The organism is Cupriavidus lacunae (assembly GCF_003353055.1).
Taxonomy (GTDB): Bacteria; Pseudomonadota; Gammaproteobacteria; order Burkholderiales; family Burkholderiaceae; genus Cupriavidus; species Cupriavidus lacunae.
This window is the reverse complement of record NZ_QKWJ01000008.1, coordinates 14258-35405: the sequence shown is the minus strand read 5'-3', so window position 1 is coordinate 35405 and position 21148 is coordinate 14258. Positions and strand designations below refer to the sequence as shown.

At 66.6% G+C, this 21148-nt stretch carries 18 protein-coding genes and 1 pseudogene; 13 read left to right on the top strand and 6 right to left on the bottom strand.

Going from position 1 to position 21148, the window contains the following annotated elements:
- Nucleotides 1-248: 248 nt before the first annotated feature.
- The 5 genes and pseudogenes from DN412_RS09415 to DN412_RS09395 all read left to right on the top strand — a co-directional run.
- Nucleotides 249-440: pseudogene (locus DN412_RS09415) on the top strand (IS607 family transposase); the annotation flags it as partial.
- A gap of 32 nt (nucleotides 441-472) precedes the next feature.
- On the top strand, nucleotides 473-1864 hold the full coding sequence (locus DN412_RS09410; RefSeq protein WP_115014255.1) for a transposase: 1392 nt from the start codon (nucleotides 473-475) through the stop codon (nucleotides 1862-1864).
- Nucleotides 1865-1889: 25 nt separating this feature from the next.
- Nucleotides 1890-3323, top strand: a complete 1434-nt coding sequence (locus DN412_RS09405) for a cytochrome ubiquinol oxidase subunit I (protein ID WP_115014253.1) — start codon at nucleotides 1890-1892, stop codon at nucleotides 3321-3323.
- A 4-nt stretch (nucleotides 3324-3327) separates the two neighbouring features.
- A complete protein-coding gene (cydB, locus tag DN412_RS09400) occupies nucleotides 3328-4335 on the top strand; it encodes a cytochrome d ubiquinol oxidase subunit II (RefSeq protein WP_078199970.1) in 1008 nt (335 codons plus the stop codon).
- A complete protein-coding gene (locus DN412_RS09395; protein WP_115014252.1) occupies nucleotides 4335-4502 on the top strand; it encodes a DUF2474 domain-containing protein in 168 nt (55 codons plus the stop codon). Before cydB ends, DN412_RS09395 begins: the two co-directional genes overlap by 1 nt.
- Before the next feature lie 25 nt (nucleotides 4503-4527).
- Here the strand turns inward: DN412_RS09395 and DN412_RS09390 are convergent, their stop codons facing one another.
- The 5 genes from DN412_RS09390 to DN412_RS09370 all read right to left on the bottom strand — a co-directional run bounded on the left by DN412_RS09390 (nucleotide 4528) and on the right by DN412_RS09370 (nucleotide 11207).
- Entirely contained in the window at nucleotides 4528-5292 is a 765-nt protein-coding gene (locus DN412_RS09390) for a fumarylacetoacetate hydrolase family protein (RefSeq protein WP_115014250.1), read from the bottom strand.
- A 91-nt stretch (nucleotides 5293-5383) separates the two neighbouring features.
- Nucleotides 5384-6832: an MFS transporter gene (locus DN412_RS09385; RefSeq protein WP_115014248.1), complete on the bottom strand. Its 1449-nt coding sequence runs from the start codon at nucleotides 6830-6832 to the stop codon at nucleotides 5384-5386.
- 108 nt (nucleotides 6833-6940) lie between these two features.
- The gene (locus DN412_RS09380) at nucleotides 6941-8467 is read right to left on the bottom strand and encodes an amidase family protein (protein ID WP_115014246.1); all 1527 of its coding nucleotides are present in this window, start codon (nucleotides 8465-8467) and stop codon (nucleotides 6941-6943) included.
- Between the two features lie 96 nt (nucleotides 8468-8563).
- Nucleotides 8564-9868, bottom strand: coding sequence for an MFS transporter (locus tag DN412_RS09375; RefSeq protein ID WP_115014244.1), 1305 nt, complete (start codon nucleotides 9866-9868; stop codon nucleotides 8564-8566).
- Nucleotides 9869-9986: 118 nt separating this feature from the next.
- Entirely contained in the window at nucleotides 9987-11207 is a 1221-nt protein-coding gene (locus tag DN412_RS09370) for a pyridoxal-phosphate-dependent aminotransferase family protein (RefSeq protein WP_115014241.1), read from the bottom strand.
- 191 nt (nucleotides 11208-11398) lie between these two features.
- Here DN412_RS09370 and DN412_RS09365 point away from each other — a divergent pair, with 191 nt between their 5' ends.
- The 8 genes from DN412_RS09365 to DN412_RS09330 all read left to right on the top strand — a co-directional run bounded on the left by DN412_RS09365 (nucleotide 11399) and on the right by DN412_RS09330 (nucleotide 20518).
- Nucleotides 11399-12127: a GntR family transcriptional regulator gene (locus DN412_RS09365; RefSeq protein WP_115014239.1), complete on the top strand. Its 729-nt coding sequence runs from the start codon at nucleotides 11399-11401 to the stop codon at nucleotides 12125-12127.
- 185 nt (nucleotides 12128-12312) lie between these two features.
- Nucleotides 12313-14370: a LamG-like jellyroll fold domain-containing protein gene (locus DN412_RS09360; protein ID WP_115014237.1), complete on the top strand. Its 2058-nt coding sequence runs from the start codon at nucleotides 12313-12315 to the stop codon at nucleotides 14368-14370.
- 88 nt (nucleotides 14371-14458) lie between these two features.
- Nucleotides 14459-14692, top strand: coding sequence for a hypothetical protein (locus DN412_RS09355; protein ID WP_115014234.1), 234 nt, complete (start codon nucleotides 14459-14461; stop codon nucleotides 14690-14692).
- Nucleotides 14693-14741: 49 nt separating this feature from the next.
- Nucleotides 14742-16898 carry a phosphocholine-specific phospholipase C gene (locus tag DN412_RS09350; protein ID WP_115014232.1) on the top strand — a complete coding sequence of 719 codons (2157 nt, stop codon included), beginning with the start codon at nucleotides 14742-14744 and terminating at the stop codon, nucleotides 16896-16898.
- Nucleotides 16899-17043: 145 nt separating this feature from the next.
- Nucleotides 17044-17931: a LysR substrate-binding domain-containing protein gene (locus DN412_RS09345; protein WP_115014486.1), complete on the top strand. Its 888-nt coding sequence runs from the start codon at nucleotides 17044-17046 to the stop codon at nucleotides 17929-17931.
- Nucleotides 17932-18043: 112 nt separating this feature from the next.
- The gene (locus DN412_RS09340) at nucleotides 18044-18745 is read left to right on the top strand and encodes an HAD family hydrolase (protein WP_115014230.1); all 702 of its coding nucleotides are present in this window, start codon (nucleotides 18044-18046) and stop codon (nucleotides 18743-18745) included.
- A gap of 4 nt (nucleotides 18746-18749) precedes the next feature.
- Nucleotides 18750-19769: a M14 family zinc carboxypeptidase gene (locus DN412_RS09335; protein ID WP_115014229.1), complete on the top strand. Its 1020-nt coding sequence runs from the start codon at nucleotides 18750-18752 to the stop codon at nucleotides 19767-19769.
- The gene (locus DN412_RS09330; RefSeq protein ID WP_115014227.1) at nucleotides 19766-20518 is read left to right on the top strand and encodes an alpha/beta fold hydrolase; all 753 of its coding nucleotides are present in this window, start codon (nucleotides 19766-19768) and stop codon (nucleotides 20516-20518) included. Before DN412_RS09335 ends, DN412_RS09330 begins: the two co-directional genes overlap by 4 nt.
- On the opposite strand, the gene DN412_RS09325 is transcribed toward DN412_RS09330, so the two are convergent.
- On the bottom strand, nucleotides 20504-21091 hold the full coding sequence (locus DN412_RS09325; protein ID WP_115014225.1) for a TetR/AcrR family transcriptional regulator: 588 nt from the start codon (nucleotides 21089-21091) through the stop codon (nucleotides 20504-20506). The two genes, DN412_RS09330 and DN412_RS09325, sit on opposite strands and share 15 nt — an antisense overlap.
- Nucleotides 21092-21148: the final 57 nt, after the last annotated feature.

Genomic DNA, 21148 nt, shown 5'->3' with positions numbered 1-21148 from the left:
TGCTGCGCCGCGCAAAACTGATACGGTATTTTATCAATGATGTGATGCTGTTACGTTCGTCGCGGCTCCGTTAGCATGATGACCATCGACAAAGGCATCGGGCTGCGTAAAGCGGCGTCGGCGGCACAGGGTGCGGCGATATGTCACCCGTGCGCCACCGGCAGCAACGCCACCCTTTGCTGCGTGCGCGGCGTACACTACGCTTTACCGCACGCGCCCACGGCCCGCGCCCCGGCGCGCTTTGCCTTAGGCTCGTTCGCTTCGGATTCGACCTGCTCGACCATCTTGCGCGCGGGAACGGTTGCGAGATCATCGTGGTCAATCAGGAATCGCTGTCGCCAGAGCAGGAAATGGTTGAGGACCTGCTTGCCATCGTCCAGACGTTCTCATGCCGCCTGGACGGCCTGCGCAAGTACAAAAAGCAGATCAAGGAAGACTAACCGGGTAGCAAGGAACCGAAGGAAATTCTGGAATGACAACCGTCACCCGCACTCTCTATGCGACGTCGTCGTGCGCGTCTGCGCTTCGCGCGGTGTGCAGGGCGATGGCGTTCGTCCGAGCGGACCTCTGGCGTCGCTACGGTGCGCTGGGGAACGTCGGCAAGAGTGCGGCCGACATCCGCAAGGAAGTGACTGCTGGCGGCTGGTATGCGTCGCTCGCGGTGGATGGCACGATCCGAGCCGAGACCACGAAGGACGCCGTCAACGACATCCTGACATACAAGGCGGCCGCATGCGCGAAGGTGCGACAAGCCATCGCGAAGCGGACCTCCGACGAGGCAGAGCGAAAGCGGCTCTATACCCTGCTCAAACGTGACAAATGGCTCGAAGACAAGTACCTGCACCGGATGATGCGCAAGCACTTTCGGCACGGCGTTTCGAGTTGCGGCAATCAGTTCATCGTCCGCTCGGACAAGCATGAGAGCCGCGTCAGAGACGGGCACCTGGTCATCACCATACACATCGCCAGGCAGTATGGCCCTTCGATCGAGCTCCTGACAAACAACAACGGCAAGAACGTGGACCTCACGGGTTGCAACCTGCGTGTGATCGTGAAGGGTGACGCGGTCGAAATCCACTACGCTACTGCGAAGGCCGAAGGGCGCCCCTGCGGTACAGGGGAAATTGGCGTCGACAAAGGCTATACCGAGGCCTTCGCTGACTCCGATGGCGAGCATCATGGTCAGACCTTCGGCGCCGTGCTGAGCGCTTACAGCGACCAGGTTTCGAAGACCGGGAAAGCACGGAACCGGCTGCATGCCCTCGAAAAAGCCCATCGCAAAGCCGGGCGCATCGCCAAGGCCGAGCGCATCAGGAAGTGCAACCTCGGACGCGTGAAACTGCAGGCGCGCAGGGACCGCACGCAGCAGCAGTTGCGCACGATTGCCTACCAGTGCGCCCATACCATCGTGGACAAGGCGGCAGTGGTCGGTTCGGAAGATCTCACATCGCCCATCAAGGGGAGGAGTCAGTGGCGGAACTACAACCGCCGCATGAGCGCATGGGCTAAGGGGGTACTGGCTCAAGCGCTCGATGAAGTTTGCACGCAGCGTGGAGCGACACACGTCGTCGTCAACGCCGCCTACACGTCGCAAATGGACTCGTTCACGCGCTTGCTCGAAGGCAAGCGCAGGGGCGACAAGTTTTACCGTACCAACGGGGACGTTCTTCAGGCGGATACCAATGCTGCGCGGAACGTGCGGAACAGGATCCACGACCGGGAGATCACCCGGTATATGCCTCACCTCCAGGTGAAGCAGATTCTGCTCGCGCGTTCCTCCGGCGCAACTGAGCGTCAAGCGGCTTCAGTTGGGCGGCGCAAGCCGCGTCAACGAAGTGCGGATAAATCCAATGCTCAACTTTGAGCAGATTTTATGGAACAGAACAACAATGTTTGGTTTGACCGCGCTAGACCTCGCCCGCACCCAGTTTGCCTTCACGATTTCCTTCCACATCATTTTTCCGGCGATCACCATCGGCCTGGCCGCCTACCTGGCGGTGCTGGAAGGCTGCTGGCTGCGCACGCAGCGCCCGCATTACCGCGACCTCTATCACTTCTGGTCCAAGATCTTTGCCGTCAATTTCGGCATGGGGGTGGTGTCCGGGCTGGTGATGGCCTACCAGTTCGGCACCAACTGGAGCTTTTTCTCGGAGTTCGCGGGCAGCATCACCGGGCCGCTGCTGACCTATGAAGTGCTGACCGCCTTCTTCCTGGAAGCGGGCTTCCTGGGCGTGATGCTGTTCGGCTGGAACCGCGTCGGTCCGGGGCTGCATTTCTTTGCCACGGTGATGGTGGCGCTCGGCACGCTGATCTCGGCCACGTGGATCCTGGCCTCCAACAGCTGGATGCAGACGCCGGCGGGGTTCGAGATCATCAACGGCCGCGTGGTGCCGACCAACTGGTTCGAAGTCATCTTCAACCCGTCGTTCCCCTACCGCCTGGTGCATATGAGCGTGGCCGCATTCCTGGCCACGGCGCTGTTCGTCGGCGCGTCCGCCGCCTGGCATCTGCTGCGCGGGCGCGACAACCCCGCCATCCGCAAGATGCTGTCGATGGCAATGTGGATGCTGCTGATCGTCGCGCCGATCCAGGCCGTCATCGGCGACATGCACGGCCTGAACACGCTCAAGCACCAGCCCGCCAAGATCGCCGCGCTGGAGGGCCACTGGGAAAACCAGGGCAATGAAGGCTTGCCGCTGCTGCTGTTCGGCTGGCCCGACATGAAGCGCGAAGAAACGCGCTTCGCGGTTGAGGTGCCGCGCCTGGGCAGCCTGATCCTGACCCATACCTGGGACGGGCAGATCAAGGGCCTGAAAGAGTTCGCGCCGCAGGACCGGCCCAATTCCACCATCCTGTTCTGGTCGTTCCGCGTCATGGTGGGGCTGGGTCTGCTGATGATCCTGCTGGGCCTGTGGAGCCTGCTGCTGCGCCGGGGCGAGCGCATCTACCAGTCCCGCGGCTTCCTGCGCATGGCGCTATGGATGGGACCCACGGGCCTGATCGCCATCCTGGCAGGCTGGTTCACGACCGAGATCGGGCGCCAGCCATGGGTGGTCTACGGACTGCAGCGCACCGCCGACGCGGTGTCGCCGCACGGCATGCCCGAGCTGGCGGTGACGCTGGGGATCTTCGTGGTGGCGTACGTCTTTGTGTTTGGCGTGGGCATCGCCTACATGATGCGGCTGGTGCGCAAGGGTCCGGCCATGGAAGCGCCCAGGCAGGAAGGCGGCCCCGGCCGCGAGCATACGCCGGCGCGGCCATTGTCAGCGGTGGATGACGATGAAGTACTCGCCCCCGCCACCACTGCACGCACCCGGAGCTGACACCATGGGCATCGACCTTTCGCTTCTCTGGATCGTCATCATCTTCTTTGGCGTGATGATGTACGTGGTGATGGACGGCTTCGACCTGGGCATCGGCATGCTCTATCCGTTCGTGCCGGACCGGCATGACCGCGACGTGATGATGAACACGGTGGCGCCGGTCTGGGACGGCAACGAGACCTGGCTGGTGCTGGGCGGCGCCGGACTGCTGGCGGCGTTCCCGCTGGCGTATTCGGTGGTGCTGAGCGCGCTCTACCTGCCGCTGATGCTGATGCTCCTGGGCCTGATCTTCCGCGGCGTGGCGTTCGAATTCCGCTTCAAGGCCAACGACCGCGAACGCCCGGTGTGGGACGCCTCCTTCATCCTGGGCTCGGCCACGGCCGCGTTCTTCCAGGGCGTGGCGCTGGGCGCCTATATCGACGGCATCAAGCTGGATGGCCACCGCTTTGCCGGCGGGCCGCTGGACTGGCTCACGCCGTTCCCGCTGTTCTGCGGCGTCGGGCTGATGGTGGCCTACACGGTGCTGGGCAGCACCTGGCTCATCATGAAGACCGAGGGCGACCTGCAGCAGCGCATGATCAGGCTCACCGGCACGCTGGCGTGGCTGCTGCTGGCGGTGATCGCCGTGATCAGCCTGTGGACGCCGCTGACACACCCCGAGATTGCCGAGCGCTGGTTCAGCCTGCCCAATCTGTTCTGGTTCTCACCGGTGCCGATCCTGGTGGCGCTGTGCATGTTCATGCTGATGCGCGCGCTGCGGCGCGAGCCCGATATCTCGCCGTTCATGTACGCACTGGGGCTGGTGTTCCTGGGCTACAGCGGGCTGGCGATCAGCGTCTGGCCCAACATCATCCCGCCGGGGATCTCGATCTGGGACGCCGCGGCGCCGCCGCAAAGCCAGGGCTTTGCGCTGGTGGGGGCGCTGTTCATCATCCCCTTCATCCTGATGTACACGGTGTGGGCCTACTACGTGTTCCGCGGCAAGGTTCGCCACGGCGAGGGCTACCACTGATGGATACCCAGCGCTCAGGTCCGGGGACTGGCAAGAGCGCCGGCAACGACAGCTGGCTGCGCCGCGTCGGCTGGCTGGTGCTGATCTGGGCCGCCAGCGTGGCGGCACTCGGCGTGGCCGCGTGGGTGCTGCGGCTCATCATGCAGGGCGTCGGCTTCCGTAGCTGACGCCCCGCGCTCCGCTCAGTTGTCCTCAGAGCTGGAACGAGGCCTGGCCGATGCCATCGAACTCCGCGGTCACCAGGTCGCCCGCGGATGCGTCCAGGATGCCGACCCAGGTGCCCGTGGTGACGACCGTGCCGGCCTCCACGCGCTGCCCTTCGCGCGTGGCGTGGCGCAGCCAGGCGACCAGTCCATAGGCCGGATCGCCCAGCGCATGGGTGCCGCGGCGCTCGATCGTTTCCGCGCCGATCTGCACCCGGCAATGCTGTGTTGCCCAGTCCCGCGCGGCATAGTCGCGCCACGCTCCCAGCACCAGCGCACCATGGGCCTGCAAGTCGGCCAGCTTCAGCAGTGCGGGCGCGGCCACGTACTGCTGCCAGCGCGAATCGACGACTTCAATGGACACGGCCATCGCCTCGACCAGCGCGGCCGCGCCGGCATAATCCAGGCTGGCCGCTTGCTCGGCGTCGACGCCCTGCCCTAGCCGCAACGCAATCTCGGCCTCGATGCCGCGCCATGTGAAGGGCCAGTCGCCGGCGTGCGCGGGGCTGCTCCACACGCCGGCTGACGGAAGCTGCGCATGGGTCAGCGTGGCCTCGCGTGACGCCCCGCCGGATTTCCAGTAGCCGGCGCCGGCCTCTTGCCAGCCCAGCGAACGCGCTACGATGGACTGCACGGCGTAGGCCTGGTCTGCGTTCTCAAGCGCGGTGGCGAACGGCTCCGCATCGGCGCAGCGATGTTCACGCCGCGCGCTGAGCAGGGCCTGCGCGACGCGGTCAATATTGGATGCTGTCATGCCTTGGGTATTTCCTTGAATGAGGGATGAATATCACCCGGTGAACCGCTCCCGGCAAGCGCGCGCGCACGCCGCCGGGCGCGGACCGGTCTCAGGAGCCGCTTGCGCTGGCGGTACTGCCGTTGACCGCCGGCACGGCGTCGTCGTCGGCAGCGGTCTCGCCCATGGCGCGTCCGAAGGTTTCCGGCGCGAACTGCACGCTCAGCGCAAACACGGCGTACATGGCCGCGAGCATGCTGAACATCCCGCCAACGCCGTAGGTTTCGAACACGCGCCCACTGACCAGCGGCGTCAGCGCCCCCGCCAGCGTGCCGAGCGCCAGGATCAGCGACGTGCCGAACGCACGCACGTGGGTAGGATACTGCTCCGGCGCGAAGATCCAGATCGAGGTGTTCAGCAACACCACGCAGAACGTAAAGGCCGCGCCGAACAGCAGCACCAGCGCCACGTTAAACGTCAGGAAACCGAAGCACAGCCCGGCCGCGCAGGCCAGCCCCGCGCCCACGGTCAGCACCCGCTTGCGCGGAATGTGATAGCCGCAGTACGAGGCCGCGAGCGCGCCGAACAAGCTGCCACTCTGCATCACCATGGTGAAGAGGAAGCTCTTGGAGATGGTGTAGCCCTGCGACATCAGGATGGTCGGCATCAACGTCAGCACCGAGATCTGCGCGCCATAGGTCATGGACACCGCGATGCCCAGCGCGATCGTGCGTCGTCCCAGCCGGCCCTTGAAGATATCACTCAACCGAACCTTGGCGCGCGGGGCCTCATCCTGCATTGCAGCCTTGATATACGGCGTCGGCTCGCCATCGAGCTTGCCCAGGCGGCCCGATGCAAGCACCGACAGCACCCGGTTGGCCTCGTCCACGCGACCCTTGGACAACAGGAAGCGCGGCGTCTCCGGGATGAAGCGCCGGTAGAACACGACGAAGAATGCCGGCAGCACCAGGCAGGCAAAGAGCCAGCGCCAGCTGTCCGGGCCCGGGAACATGGCGAAGACCGCCAGGCCAAAGGCCGGCGCCAGCATATTCCCGAATCCGCCGCTGCCCACGCTGACCAGGCCCACCGCGGTACCGCGGAAGCGGGTCGAGCAAAGTTCAGCCAGCATGGTGACGGCGATCGAGATCTCCCCGCCCAGGCCGATGCCGACGATAAAGCGGCCCGCCGCCAGTACCCCGTAGTTCGGCGCCAGCGCGCAAATGACGGCGCCCAGCGTGAACAGCAGCAGGTTGGCGCTGAGCATCGTGCGCCTGCCGTAGCGGTCCGCGATATAGCCGGAGCCGATGCGTCCCAGCGCGGCAGCACTGAAGGTCAGCGTATTGAGAAAGCCGATCTGCGCGACCGAAATTCCCCACTGCTCGCGCAACATGGGGCCGATCAGGCCAACGGCGTTCTGCTCGAACACATCGAACATCACGCCGAGCATGATCATGAAGATGATCTTCTTGTGCGAGGCCGTCACACCGATGCCGTCCATGGCCCGGTCGAGTTCGTGCTGCTGTGGGGAATTTGGCGATTGAACTACGGTTTCTGCGCCCATCTTTGTCTCCTCCTCGTTTCGAGGTTGTCGCGGCATGTCCGCGACCTTGTCGCCGCCGTAATCAGCTGGCGTTTGTAGAGCAGCAATAAAACTTCGTCCGGTGCGCGCTTATTCCAGCGCCGGCGTCGAGTGCGGCGGACGGCGCGCGCGCAGGACCTGCTCGGCCGCATACGCCAGCCGTATCAGCACGGGTTCCGTGAAAGGCAGGCCGAAGAACTCCAGACCGACTGGCACGCCCTGGGGCGCATTGCCGTCCGGCGCCGAAAATCCGGCCGGAATGACGATGGCCGGAAAGCCTGTTGCCGACGCAAGCACGCCGTTGCGGTCTGCCTGCGTCTCGCCGACCGGCACCACCAGGCGCCGCTGGTGCGGAAATGCCAGCGCGTCAAGCCGGTGCCGTGCCATCAGGTCCCGTAGCCGCTGGCGCAAGGCCTGCTGGCGCTGCAGGCGCTCGCGGTACTCCCCGTCCTGCCCGCTCAGGGCCACTGCGGTGGTCAGCGTTCCCGCCACGCTGGGATGCACCCCGCCTGCTGCGATGATGTCCTGCATCGATCGCACCGGCACGCCGGGGGGCAGCCCCGCCAGATAGGCATCGAGATCGCGTTCCATCTCGTAGTGGTGCACAAGCGTGGACGCCAGCAGCTCGTCCGGGCTGATGGCATCTTCGATCGCGATCAGCTCGGCGCCTTGCGCAGCGATGACGGCCAGCGCTTCCTGCATCACGGCGTTGACGGGGCGGTGCACATCCTGGTCGCCGAAGAAATGGCGCAGCACGCCGATGCGCGCGCCCTTGAGCCCGTCGCGGTCAAGGCTGGCGGCATAGCTCGCCGGGATATGGGGCGCGCCCTCGCTGGTGACCGGGTCGGCCGGGTCATAGCCGGCGATGACATCGAGCAGCAGCGCCGTATCGGCGACGGTGCGGGTGATCGGGCCGATGGTGTCCTGCGTCAGCCCGCAGGGGACCAGCCCGGCCCGGCTGATGAGGCCCATGGTCGGGCGCAGGCCGACCAGGTTGTTGGCCGAGGCCGGCGAGCGGATCGAATTGACACCGTCGGTGCCGATGCCAAGCAGGCCGAAGCTGGCGGCAATGCCGGCGCCAGTCCCGCCGCTGGAACCGCCGGGCGTGCGCGTCAGGTCATAGGGATTCAGGGTCTGGCCAGACAAGGTACTGACGGTTTCGCCACCAGAGGCAAGTTCGTGCAGGTTGGTCTTGGCCAGGACGATGGCGCCCGCTTCGCGCAGACGGCGGACAATGAAGGCATCGTCCGCGGACCGGTTGCCGCGCAGGCAGGCTGCGCCGGCGGTGGTCTCCATGCCGACGCACTCGATGTTGTCCTTGACCAGCACCGGAATGCCATGCAGCGGCGCCAATGGCTGCGCGGGATTGCGCTCGGCCATGGCGTCGAGGCGCGCGGCCTCTTCCAGCGCCTTTGGATTGCGCTGAAGGATGCTGCGCAGGGCGGGACCGTTCTGGTCATAGGCCGCGATACGGTCCAGGCATGCGCCGGCCAGCTGGCGCGCCGTCAGCATGCCGTCGCGCATCGCGGCATGCGCGCTGGCCACGGTGGCTTCCACCACGCTGAACGGCGCGTGATGGTCCGGGTCGTCCGGCACCGGTTCGTATGAGTTTGTCATGAGGATCTTCCATGCGCCGGCAAGGGCGCGCGAAGTGTTGGCTAAATTATGGGCAGGCGGGGCCGCGGCACAGTGCCGGCGCCCCGCCTTGTCTTGCTATCGGTTGACCAGCTTGGCTGGCAGCGTCCAGATCGCGAAGGCGCCAAGGACCAGCATCCCGGCGATCATGAAGTAGGCGCTGTTGCCGCTCTGGGTCACGTCCCGCAGGTAGCCGATCATGTAGCCGCTGGTAAAGCCCGCGAGGTTGCCGATCGAGTTGCTCATGGCGATGGCCGTGGCCGCCGCCGCGCCGCTCAGGAAAGCCGTCGGCAGCGACCAGAACAACGGCGTGCAGGTCAGGATGCCGGCTGCGGCAATCGACAGGAACACCAGCGACAGCACGGTGCTGTGCATGACCCAGGGCAAGGCCAGGAAACCGATCGCCCCCATCATGCACGGGATGATCAGGTGCCAGCGCCGCTCGCGATGCTTGTCCGCACTGCGGCCGAAGAAGTACATCGCGACAATGGCCGCCATATACGGAATCGCGCTCAGCAGGCCGATATGGAACGGGTCGCTGACACCGGTCGACTTGATGAACGTAGGCAGCCAGAGCGTGATGCCGTACTGGCCCGTGACGTAGCAGAAGCAGATCAGGCTGATCAGCCAGACGCGCGGATCGGTAAAGACCTTGCCGACGCGTGCCTGCGGGTCCGCCGCCTTGACGTCTTCCGTCTTGGCCAGCTCAAGGACCTGCTTCTCTTCGCTGGTCAGCCACTTGGCCTTGGCAATGGAGTTGTCCAGGTAGTAGAAGCAGAAGCACCCCAGCAACACCGCCGGCACCGCCTCGATGAAGAACATCCATTGCCAGCCGCCCAGCCCACCCACGCCGGCCATGCTGCCCATCAGGTAGCCGGACAGCGGGTTGCCGATGATGCCGGACAGCGGCGAGCCCATGCAGTAGATGGCCATGATCTTGGCGCGCCGGTGCGACGGGTACCAGCACGACAGGTAGTACACGATGCCTGGCGTGAAGCCGGCCTCAGCCAGGCCCAGCAGGAACCGCAGCGTGTAGAACTGGGTTGGCGTCTGCACGAACGCAAAGCACGCGGAGAGTAATCCCCATGTGATCATGATCCGGCCGATCCAGATCTTGGCGCCGAACTTGTGCAATGCCAGGTTGCTCGGCACTTCGAACAGGAAGTAGCCGATAAAGAAAATCCCGGCGCCCAGCCCGTAGACGGTCTCGCTGAAGCCCAGTTGCTGCGACATCTGGAGCTTGGCAAAACCTACGTTGACACGGTCGAGATAAGCGATCAGGAAGCAGACCATCAGGAATGGCACCAGCCGCCAGCTCACCTTGCGATAGGTCGCATCCTCGAACGTCCTGATCTTTGTTCCTGCCTGCAGGGTCGTATCCACAGCGTCTCCTCTGTTTTTTGTCAGGTACGGCAGTGCTGCGCTGATCCGTTGCGATCAGTCCGGCGGGGGCATTGCGCGCGCGAGGCGCCTGCCCCCGTCTCTGATGGAAGTGGCTGCGTCAGGCGGCAGCCTTGAGCGACAGCGGCGTGGCGTGCGCGGCCAGATAGTCCATGGCGGCAACGGTGCCGCTTGCGGCGACCGGCACGCCCGAGATCTTCAGGCCCATTTCACAGCCGGCCAGCGTGGCCATCAGCGTGAGGTCGTTGCAGTCGCCCAGATGGCCGATGCGGAACATGCGGCCCTTGACCTTGCCCAGGCCGGCGCCGAGCGACATGTTGAAGCGGTCATAGATGTGCCTGCGGACCACGTCTGCATCGACGCCCTCGGGCATCATCACGCCGGTCAGCACCGGACTGTAGACCGCCGGGTCTGCACACTGGATCTCCAGGCCCCAGGCACTGACCGCGCGGCGGCAGGCTTCGGCCAGGCGCTGGTGGCGGGCAAACACGTTGTCCAGCCCTTCCTCCAGGATCATGTCGAGGGCTTCAGACAGGCCATAAAGCAGGTTCGTGCTGGGGGTATAGGGCCAGTAGCCGGTCCGGTTCATCTCGATGATCTCGTTCCAGCCCCAGAAGCTGCGCGGCAGCCGGGCCGAGCGGGACGCTTCGATGGCCTTGGGCGACACCGCGTTGAAGCTGATGCCCGGCGGCAGCATCAAGCCCTTCTGCGAGCCCGACACGGTCACGTCCACGCCCCACTCGTCATGGCGGTAATCGGCGGACGCCAGTCCGGAGATGGTGTCGACCAGCAGCAGCGCCGGGTGTCCGGCCGCATCGATGGCGCGGCGCACGGCGGCGATATCCGAGGTCACGCCGGTCGAGGTCTCGTTGTGCACCACGCACACGGCCTTGATCGCATGCGCGGTATCGGCGCGCAGGCGGGCCTCGATCATGTCGGCCCGCACCCCGTGGCGCCAACCCTCCACGCCCGGCAGGCCGAGGAACTCGGGACGGATACCCAGGTTCTCGGCCATCTTCTTCCACAGCGTGGCGAAGTGGCCGGTCTCGAACATCAGCACCGTGTCGCCGGGGCTCAGCGTGTTCGACAACGCCGCTTCCCAGGCACCCGTGCCGGAAGCCGGATAGATCACTACCGGGTGTTCGGTCTTGAAGATCTTCTTGATGCCGTCCAGCACCTTCAGGCCCAGCGCGCCGAATTCCGGGCCGCGATGGTCGATGGTCGGGTAGCTGATGGCGCGCAGGATGCGGTCGGGGACGGGGCTCGGCCCGGGGATCTGCAGGAAGTGGCGGCCGGCGGGGTGGAAATTGAGATTCAGCATGGAACTCCTCCTGTTGAGTTTTGAATGCAAAATACTTTACCAAAGGCGTGCTCGAAAAGCAGGGGAAATTTCATGGAATCTCCCTAGCGTTTACCCCGCTGTTCCGCGTTCCATAAGGGTTTACTTGTGTTTTTGAGTTTCTGTTAAGCGTCTGCTAAAATTGCATTCAATCAAGCCATAGGAAGTTTTGAATGCAAACCCAAGCCAATTCCGACACGGATTCGCCGGCCCGGGTACTCCCCAAGGTCGAACGGCAACGCTTGCACGACACCGTGGTCGCCCACCTGCGCACATTGATCGTCGAGGGTGCGCTGGAGCCTGGGCGCAAGCTCAACGAACGCGAACTGTCCGAGACCCTGGGCATCTCCCGCACCCCGCTGCGCGAGGCCCTGAAGGTGCTGGCGGCAGAAGGCCTGATCGATATCTCGCCCAATCGTGGGGCGAGCGTCTCGCGCCTGTCCGCGACGGAGATCCGGGACACCTTCGAACTGTTGAGCAACCTGGAAGCTTTCTCCGGCGAACTGGCCTGCGAGCGCATCACGGCCGTCGAACTGGCCGAAATCAAGGCACTGCACTATGCGATGCTGGCCTGCCGCGCCAACGAAGACCTGCCGGGCTACTACCGCCTGAACCACCAGATCCATGACCGCATCAACCTGGCGGCCCGCAATGCGGCGCTGCGCCAGACTTACCAGTCGGTGAACCGGCGGCTGCAGGCGCTGCGCTTCCGCTCCAACTACCGGAAGCCGAAATGGGACAGCGCCATCCACGACCATGAAGAGATGCTGATCGCACTTGAAGCGCGTGATGGCAAGCGGCTTGCCGCGATCCTGCGCCAGCACCTGCTGGACAAGCGCGACGCGGTGCTGTTGATGCAGGCGGGCGAGGCGGGTGAAGCCGACGGCACGCCGCAGGCATAGGACGCAAACGTCTTAGTCACCCAGTCACCTCAAGAATCCGAATAGCCCCATCAGCATTCTTTGCCCCGCTGTCACCACGGTGACAACCCCGGTTCTTACTCTGCGAACGCATTGCGGCAAACGCAATCCGCCAGGCTGCACTTGCCGCCGGCACACAACAACGCAGATGAACAGGGGAATGAAAAATGGCAGGGAACCTTGCACCGGGCAGGCTGGCGGGGATGGCGCGCGGCCGTGTGCTGGCCGGCACCGTAATCGCCACATTGGCCGCAACGCTGGCCGGCTGCGGCGGCGGCGATGACACCGCGACGACGGTCTCGCCGAACGATACCAACACCGCCAGGCCGTCCCCCGCGCCGGACCGTCCCAGCGGCCCGCGCGTGCTGCTGGTCGGCGTGGACGGCGCCACCTATGCGCAGGTGCAAGGCGCGATCTTGCGGCGCGAACTGCCCAACCTGGCCAGCCTGAACCTGGTGCCGAGCGCCACCGGCGGCATGCCCGGCACGATCACCGCCCAGCCGCCGCTGGACGCGCCCAGCTGGGCCTCGGTGCTGACCGGCGCGTGGGCCAACCGCCATGGCATCGAGGACGATACCGGCAGCGCCACGCTGCAGGCGCCCACCCTGTTCCGCTACCTGCGCGCGGCCGGCAAGCCCGGGCTGCAGCAAGGCGCGTCCACCAGTTCGCCGACACTGCCGGGCCTGCTCAAGGCCGAGCAGCAAGCGGGCATGCTCGATACGCTGGTCGACTGCGCCGGCGTGGATAGCTGCGTCACCCAGAATGCCTTGCAACAGGTGCGCTCCGGCTATGGCGTGGTGTTCGCGCAGTACAGCGCACCGGCGCAGGCGGCACAAGACAGCGGCTTCGGCAACGGCGCCTATGCCACGGCGCTCAGCGCCATTGACAAGGCGCTGGGCGAACTGCTCGCCGCCGTGGCCGCGCGCCGCCAGGGGCAGGCAGGCGAAGACTGGCTGGTGATGGTCACCACCAGCCACGGCCTGGATGCCACCGGCGCCACCACCACGGTGCCCACCGTGGAGAACCGTACCGCCTTCCTCGCCACCAACAAGACCCTCAACAGCGCGCTGGCCAAGTCCGGCGCCGCGGCACCGGATACGCCGGCGGACCTGTCCGCGCTGCCGACCGAAGCCGATATCGTGCCCACCGTGCTGGCCCATGCCGGCGTGGCAATCGACCCGGCCACCACGCGCCTGGATGGTTCGGCACTGACCACCGCCACCGCAGGCGTGCGGGCTATCGGCGCCACCATCGGCCAGTACAACGATACGATCACGCTGACCTGGCAGAATCCGACCGCTGCTACCGGCGTCACGCGCGTGCTGCGCGACGGCGTGGAGATCGCCACGCTGGGGCCGGACGTGCGTCAGTTCACCGACAAGGCCTTCAACATGGCCACGGGCATGTACCAGTTCAACTACACACTGGTGCGCAACAACGTGCCGGTGTCGTACCTGGCGCAGATCCACTACGTCAAGCCGGTCACGCTGGCGCCCACGCTGCTCAACGGGCTGGCCACGTACTTCAGCCTCGACAGCAAGCCGTTCACCGACGCGAAGAACGCCGCCACGCTCGGCCCGTGGGTGGCCAGCCTTGACGGTGGCACGCTGGCTGCCGACAACTTCAGCGGCCAGTCGCTGCAGCTGGATTCGCGTGTCGACAGCTACAAGCTGGTGCAAAACGCCGCCGATATCGCGCAAAGCCCGCAGTTCACCATCGGCTTCTGGTTCCGCACCGACTGCACCCAGGGCAACGGCACCGGCGAGCCCATCCTCTCCAACAAGAACTACATCTCGGGCGGCAACCCCGGCATTGCCATCGCGCTGTTCGGCAGCTGCGAGATCCGCTTCAACCTGGGCAGCGGCGGCGGCAAGCGCGACGACATCAACGGCATGAAGGTATCGGCCAACCAGTGGGCCTACCTGGCACTGTCGGTCGACGCGGCGGCCAAGCGCTTCAGCGCCTATGTCATCGATCCGGTGCTGGGCGTGCAGAAGACCGAGAACAAGGCCATTGCCAACACCGACGTCACCAAGCTGGCCGGCCTCGGCACCGGCTGGGGCGTGAACGACGATGCCACGCACAACTACGTGGGCAACAACCCTGGCTCGCTCAAGGGCGTGATGGGCTTCAACGACCTGGCGATGTGGACACGCGTGCTGTCGCTGGACGAGCTGAACACCATCACCGGCGCACGCCAGCCGCTGTCCACCCTGAACCCTTAAATCCGGGCGCGAACCCGTTTCGTCATGGAACGGGTTCCTCACCGGCCATGACCCTCCCCCGCCCGATCCCCTGCAGGAGATTGACACCATGACTTTCCGACCTTCCACCCTGGCACGGCCGCACTGGCTTGCCGCCCTGCTGCTGTGCGCCACGCTCACCGCCTGCGGCGGCGACTCCGGCGAGAGCCCGAGCGCCTCGCCCACCGCGGCGCCGACCACCCCGGGCGCCCCTGGCACCGGCGGCAACCCCGGCCAGGGGAACGGCAGCGACCGGCCTGGCGAAACGCCTGCCACCAAGCCGCAGCTGCGCTGCGCGCCCTGAAGCCGGGCCCGGCCTGTCTTCCCTCCCGAAACCACCCGGCACAGAATCCATGAATCCGCAAAGCAGACGCAACTTCCTCAAGCTCGCCGGCGGCAGCGCCGCCGCCACGGCCGCGCTGGCGGCCTTCCCGCCGTCCATCCGCCGCGCGCTGGCGATCCCGGCCAACAATGCCACGGGCACCATCCGCGACGTCGAGCACGTGGTCATCCTGATGCAGGAAAACCGCTCGTTCGACAACTACTTCGGCACGCTGCGCGGCGTGCGCGGTTTTGGCGACCGCTTCCCGATCCCGCTGGCGGGCGGCCTGAACGTCTGGCAGCAGACCTATACCAACGGCAGCACCACCCGCACCGTGCTGCCCTACCACCTGGACAGCAGCGCCGGCAACGCGCAGCGCGTCAGCGGCACGCCGCACTCGTACCCGGATGCGCAGAACGCGTGGGACCTGGGCCGCATGAACAAGTGGCCGACCTACAAGCAGACCCAGTCGATGGGCTACTACACCGAGGCCGAGCTGGACTTCCAGACGGCCCTGGCCAATGCCTTTACGCTGTGCGACGCCTACCATTGCGGCTTCCACGGCGGCACCAACACCAACCGGCTGTTCCACTGGACGGGCACCAATGACCCTAGCGGGGACAACGGCGGCCCGGTGATCGACAACAGCGGCGACTCGTTCACGGGCTCGAACAAGCCCTATACCTGGACGACCTACCCGGAGCGCCTGGAAGCTGCCGGCGTGAGCTGGAAGCTCTACCAGAACATGCCGGACAACTTCACCGACAACCCGCTCGCGGGCTTCAAGCAATACCGCGCCGCCAATGCCGCGCGCGGCAACCAGGCTAACGGCAGCCCCTACCCGGCCTACACCAGCGCCGACGACGCCATCAGCCCGCTGCTCAAGGGCGTGGCCAACACCATGCCCGACGGTGGCTTCCTGCAGTCGCTGCGCGACGATATCGCCGCGGGCCAGCTGCCGCAGGTGTCGTGGATCGTGGCCCCGGCCACGTACTCGGAGCACCCCGGGCCTTCCAGCCCGGTGCAGGGTGCCTGGTATACGCAAGAGGTGCTCAACGCCCTGACGGCAAACCCCGCGGTCTGGAGCAAGACCGTGCTGCTGATCAACTTCGACGAGAACGACGGCTTCTTCGACCACGTGCCGCCGCCGTGCGCACCCGCCTACGACGGCGACACGCTGGCCGGGGCGACCACGCTCGACCCGCTGGCAATGAGGCCGGAATACCACGTCGACAAGCATCCCTATGGCCCCGGCCCGCGCGTGCCGATGTACGTGGTGTCGCCGTGGAGCCGCGGCGGCTGGGTCAACTCGCAGGTGTCCGACCACACCTCGGTGCTGCGCTTCCTGGAAGCCCGCTTTGGCGTGGCCGAGACTAATATCAGCGGCTTCCGCCGCGCGGTGGCGGGCGACCTGACCTCGGCCTTCAACTTTGTCAGCCCAAACACCAACCCGTTGCCCGCTCTGCCCAACCGCGACAAGGCCGGCGCCGACGCCATCCGCGCCGCGCAGGGCGTGCTGCCGCAAGTGCCGCTGCCCGCGGCCGGCAGCCAGCAGATGCCGCAGCAGGACACCGGCACGCGCCCGTCGCGCGCCCTGCCCTATGAGCTGCACGTCAGCGCCCGCGAAGACGCCCGCGACCAGCGCGCGGTGTGGCTGCTGTTCAGCAACACCGGCACGGCGGCGGCGGTGTTCCACGTCTACGACCGCCTGCACCTGGACCGCGTGCCGCGCCGGTATATGGTCGAGCCGGGCAAGGAGCTGCATGGCAGCTGGGATGTCTTTGCCACCGACAGCGGCAAGTACGACCTGTGGGTGCTCGGCCCCAACGGCTTTCACCGCGCCTTCCGCGGCAACGTGGCGGCCGTGACGGCGGCGGGTGCCTGCGCGCCGGAGATCCGGGTCTGCTATGACATCGCCAACGCCGCGGTGTATGTGGACATGATCAACACCGGCAGCGCCCCCTGCACCTTCACCGTGGCGGCCAATGCCTACCGCACGGACGGTCCGTGGACCTATGAGGTGCCGGCCGGCATGCAGCTGCAGCAGCACTGGCCTGTGGCCCGCCAGGGCAACTGGTACGACTTCACCGTCACCACCGCGCAAGGCGGCTTCACGCGGCGCTTTGCCGGGCGCATCGAGACCGGCAAGGACAGCGTGTCCGATCCGGCAATGAGCCTCGCCGGCTGACGCACCAGCCGCCTGACGGGCATCACTGCGCCCGCCCCGGCCGATGGCCGCGGGCGGGCGTAGCCGTTTTGTCATATTGGCCCGCTAGACTGCGCGGTCTTCCGGACCTGTCCGGTCCGTTCCCCCAATTTCCCTGCGGATGACCATGCTCGGCGACCTGCTGATGACCTTTTTCGAAGTGGCGCGCCAGGGCAGCATCACCATGGCGGCCCGGCAGTTGCGCATCAGCCAGCCCACCGTCACCGGCCGCATCCGCCAGCTGGAAGAGACCTACGGCGTGGAACTGTTCCACCGTCGCGCCAGCCGCGTCGACCTGAGCGACGTGGGCGTGGCGCTGATGCCGGTGGTCGAGCAGCTGATGCAGCAGGAAGGCAACGCCGACTACCTGCTGCGCAATGCCGGCAACCTGCGCTTTGGCAATCTGCGCATCGGCGCCACCGGCCCCTACTACATCCTGCGCGCGGTGGCAGCGTTCCGGCAGCGCTACCCGGCGATCGACGTGAGCCTGGACATCGGCAACTCGCAGCAGATGCTGGAGGCGCTGTTCGAATACCGCATCGACGCCGCGGTGTCGTCGCACCCGGTGGACGACGACCGGCTCGCCTGCGTCCGGCTGGCGTCGGACGCGATGGTGCTGGTGGTCCATCCGGACCATGCGCTGGCGCGGCTGCCGCAGGTTGCACTGCCGCAACTGCGCGACAGCCACCTGCTGGTGCGCGAGCACGGCTCGATGACGCGCAAGGCCACCGAGACGGCGCTGGCCGCGTGCGGGCTGGAGCTGCCGCCGCACACCGTGATCGGCAGCCGCGAGGCCATCTACGAGGCCATCCGCCAGGGCCTGGGCGCCAGCGTGGTGCCGCTGGGCGAGGTGCCGCGCGACCCGCTGCTGCGCGTGGTGCCGTTCGCACAGGGCGCGCCGGTGCTGCACGAATACCTATACTGCCTGAAGAGCCGTCGCGAGACGCGGCTGGTCGGCGCCTTCCTGGAATGCGTGGCGCCCGAAGCGTCGGCTGCCGCGGCCCACGCCGCCTGAAGCCCGCATCCATAAAGCGCCGATGCCGGTATCGAAAAACTTGGGTCCTTCATCACCGCGCGGTCACCACGCCGCGCCAAGCTTGCCGGTTTCGCCAACGGAGCCATCCTGCATGCCCGCCGCACCCCGCCTTGCCCTGTTTGACCTGGACCACACCCTGCTGCCGCTGGACAGCGAGTATGAATGGGCACGCTACCTCGTCGCCGTGGGCGGCGCCGATGCGGCCGAGATCGATGCGCACAACACGCGCTGGCTGGCCGCCTACCAGGCGGGGCGCCTCGATTTTTCCGCCCATGCGCGCTTTGCCCTGGGCCTGCTGGCGCGCCACCCGCGCCAGCGCCTGACGCAATGGCGCGCGGACTTCATGCGCGAGGTGATCGTGCCCGCCATCCAGCCGGCCGCGCTGGACCTGCTGGCCCGCCACGTCACCGCCGGCGACCTGTGCTGCATCGTCACCGCAACCTGCCGCTTTGTCACCGAACCGATCGCACGGCAGCTGGGCGTACCCCACCTGCTGGCGGTGGAGGCGGAACACGACGCGCACGGCGAGTTCACCGGCGCGCTGGCGGGCGTGCCGGCCTTTGGGCCGGGCAAGGTGCTGCGCGTGATGGCGTGGCTCGATACGCTGGGCATTGCGCACACGGCGCTGGCGCAGGCTACGTTCTACAGCGATTCGCGCAACGACCTGCCGCTGCTCGAAAGCGTCGGCCATCCGGTCGCCGTCAATCCTGACGCCGCCCTGCGGGACACGGCCAAGGCACGCGGCTGGCCGGTCCTGCAGCTGTTCGACACGGCTGGCGTGCCGGCCGCCTGATCCCATGCACCCGCGCGCCCGCTTCCCCGAGTATGACCAGCTGCTGACCTTGCTGGATACGGGCAGCCACGTGCTGGATACGCGGGTGGTGTGCGAGACCACCGTGCAGGGCCGCCGCTTTGCCGTGCATGTCGCCGCGCTCGGCAGCCGCGACCCGGGCGCCCCGGCGATCGGCATTTTCGGCGGCATCCATGGGCTGGAGCGCATCGGCACGCAACTGGTGCTGGACTACCTGCGCTCGGTGCTGTGCCGCCTTGCCTGGGATGAGTTGCTGCACCGCGAACTGCAGGCAGTGCGGCTGGTGTTCATGCCGATCGTCAACCCCGGCGGCATGTGGGCCGGCACGCGTGCCAACCCCAACGGCGTGGACCTGATGCGCAACGGCCCGCAGGATGCCGATGCGCACGTGCCCTTCCTGGCCGGCGGCCAGCGCATCGGCGCCTGGCTGCCCTGGTACCGTGGGCCGGCGGGCGCACCGATGGAAGTCGAAAGCCGCGCGCTGCTGCGCGTGGTGCAGGAAGAGCTGTTGCCGCGCCCGCTCAGCTTTGCGGTGGACTGCCATTCCGGCTACGGCTGGCGTGACAGCATCTGGTTCCCTTACGCGCGCACGCACCGGCCGATGGCGCACCTGCCCGAGATGTACCTGCTCAAGACGCTGTTCGAGCAGGCCCACCCGCACCACGGCTATACCTTCGAGCCGCAAAGCCACCAGTACCTGCTGCACGGCGACCTGTGGGACCACGCCTATGACCTCGCGCCGCACGGCAACCTGTTCCTGCCGATGACGCTGGAACTGGGCTCCTGGCTGTGGATCAAGAAAAACCCGCGCCAGCTGTTCTCGCGCGAGGGCATCTTCAACCCGATCAAGGCGCACCGCACCGCGCGCGTGCTGCGCCGTCACGTCAGCCTGTTCGACTTCCTGGGCCGCGTCGCCTTTGCGCCGGACCGTTGGCTGCCGCGCGGCGCGCAACGCGATGAGCTGCTGCAGCAGGCGCGCGCGCACTGGACGGAGCCCAAGCCATGAGCCGATGGGTATTCTTGCGGGGATTGACGCGGGAATCGCGCCACTGGGGAACATTGCCGGCGCAATGGGAGGCTGCCGGGCTGGGACGTCCGCTGCTGCCGGACCTGCCGGGCAACGGCGCGCTGTCCGCGCAGCCGGCGCCCTGGAGCGTGCGGGAGATGGTCACGGCGGTGCGGCGGCAGTTGTCGGCCGCCGGTGTGCCAGGACCGTACCGCGTGCTGGCCATGTCGCTTGGCGCCATGGCCGCGACCGAGTGGGCCAGCGCGTATCCGGAAGAGATCGACAGGCTGGTGCTGGTCAACACCAGCATGCGGCCCTTCTGTTCGCCGGCGCAGCGGCTGCGTCCGCGCAACTGGGGCAAGCTGCTGCGCGTGGCGCAGCGCTGGCACGATCGCGCGTACTGCGAACGGACCATCCATGCCATCACGTGTGCGCGCGCCGATACGCTGGCAAGCGATATCGCACGCTGGCAGGCGATTGCCGCCGACGCGCCGGTGTCCCGCCAGTCAGCGCTGGCACAACTGCTGGCCGCGGCCCGCTATCGGGCACCTGCCGGCGCGCCGCACTGCCCGGTACTGCTGCTTGCGTCGGCAGCCGACCGCCTGGTCAACCCGGCATGTTCGGCACACATCGCGCATGCCTGGGGTGCGCGATTGCTGACGCACCACTGGGCGGGGCATGACCTGCCCCATGACGATCCGCAATGGCTATGCGACGCTGTCGCACGCACTGTGTCAGGCCTCGACTAGCGCTTCCTCGACCGGCATGGCGCTGGTCAGCAGCGCCGCCGCGGCGTCGAGCCGGTCCGGCGTGCCGAACAGCCGTGCACTAATCAAGCCGTTCTGCAACCCGCCATACACCACCTGCGCCAGTTGCTGCGGGGGCACCGGATATGGCACCTTGCGCTGCGCGGCGGCGCGCTCGAACAAATGGGCCAGCCATTGCTCATTGAGGCGGATAAAGTCCTGCATCGCGGCACGCACGGTGTCTGGCAGCATCAGCACGTCGGCCGACAGCATGCCCACCAGGCAGGCCTGATCGGTACCGGCGCCCGTGCGCAATGGCTCGAGGTATTGCCGCGCCTGCTCGGCGGGTGGCAGGCTGGCGTCGATCGCCCGCAGGCGGGCCTGCCTGCGGGCGCTGTATTCGTGCACCGCTTCCAGCACCAGGTCGTCCTTGGACGGGAAGTAGTAATGGATGCTCGAGGTCTTGACCCCGACCAGTTCGGCCAGGTCACGGTAGCTGAAGCCGTTGAACCCACTGCGGCGGATCAGCACCAGCGCATGTTCGACCAGTTGCTCGCGTACGGATCGGGTGTTCATGGCAACAGCTCCTCGTCTTGCCGCCGTGCCGTTCAGGCCGGCAGCGTTTGTGCGATC

Bases quoted from the DNA above. Each gene is read 5' to 3' on its own strand.
- DN412_RS09410 (WP_115014255.1), top strand. From the start codon at position 473: ATGACAACCGTCACCCGCACTCTCTATGCGACGTCGTCGTGCGCGTCT.
- DN412_RS09405 (WP_115014253.1), top strand. From the start codon at position 1,890: ATGTTTGGTTTGACCGCGCTAGACCTCGCCCGCACCCAGTTTGCCTTC.
- cydB (WP_078199970.1), top strand. From the start codon at position 3,328: ATGGGCATCGACCTTTCGCTTCTCTGGATCGTCATCATCTTCTTTGGC.
- DN412_RS09395 (WP_115014252.1), top strand. From the start codon at position 4,335: ATGGATACCCAGCGCTCAGGTCCGGGGACTGGCAAGAGCGCCGGCAAC.
- DN412_RS09390 (WP_115014250.1), bottom strand. From the start codon at position 5,292: ATGACAGCATCCAATATTGACCGCGTCGCGCAGGCCCTGCTCAGCGCG.
- DN412_RS09385 (WP_115014248.1), bottom strand. From the start codon at position 6,832: ATGGGCGCAGAAACCGTAGTTCAATCGCCAAATTCCCCACAGCAGCAC.
- DN412_RS09380 (WP_115014246.1), bottom strand. From the start codon at position 8,467: ATGACAAACTCATACGAACCGGTGCCGGACGACCCGGACCATCACGCG.
- DN412_RS09370 (WP_115014241.1), bottom strand. From the start codon at position 11,207: ATGCTGAATCTCAATTTCCACCCCGCCGGCCGCCACTTCCTGCAGATC.
- DN412_RS09365 (WP_115014239.1), top strand. From the start codon at position 11,399: ATGCAAACCCAAGCCAATTCCGACACGGATTCGCCGGCCCGGGTACTC.
- DN412_RS09360 (WP_115014237.1), top strand. From the start codon at position 12,313: ATGGCAGGGAACCTTGCACCGGGCAGGCTGGCGGGGATGGCGCGCGGC.
- DN412_RS09355 (WP_115014234.1), top strand. From the start codon at position 14,459: ATGACTTTCCGACCTTCCACCCTGGCACGGCCGCACTGGCTTGCCGCC.
- DN412_RS09350 (WP_115014232.1), top strand. From the start codon at position 14,742: ATGAATCCGCAAAGCAGACGCAACTTCCTCAAGCTCGCCGGCGGCAGC.
- DN412_RS09345 (WP_115014486.1), top strand. From the start codon at position 17,044: ATGCTCGGCGACCTGCTGATGACCTTTTTCGAAGTGGCGCGCCAGGGC.
- DN412_RS09340 (WP_115014230.1), top strand. From the start codon at position 18,044: ATGCCCGCCGCACCCCGCCTTGCCCTGTTTGACCTGGACCACACCCTG.
- DN412_RS09335 (WP_115014229.1), top strand. From the start codon at position 18,750: ATGCACCCGCGCGCCCGCTTCCCCGAGTATGACCAGCTGCTGACCTTG.
- DN412_RS09330 (WP_115014227.1), top strand. From the start codon at position 19,766: ATGAGCCGATGGGTATTCTTGCGGGGATTGACGCGGGAATCGCGCCAC.
- DN412_RS09325 (WP_115014225.1), bottom strand. From the start codon at position 21,091: ATGAACACCCGATCCGTACGCGAGCAACTGGTCGAACATGCGCTGGTG.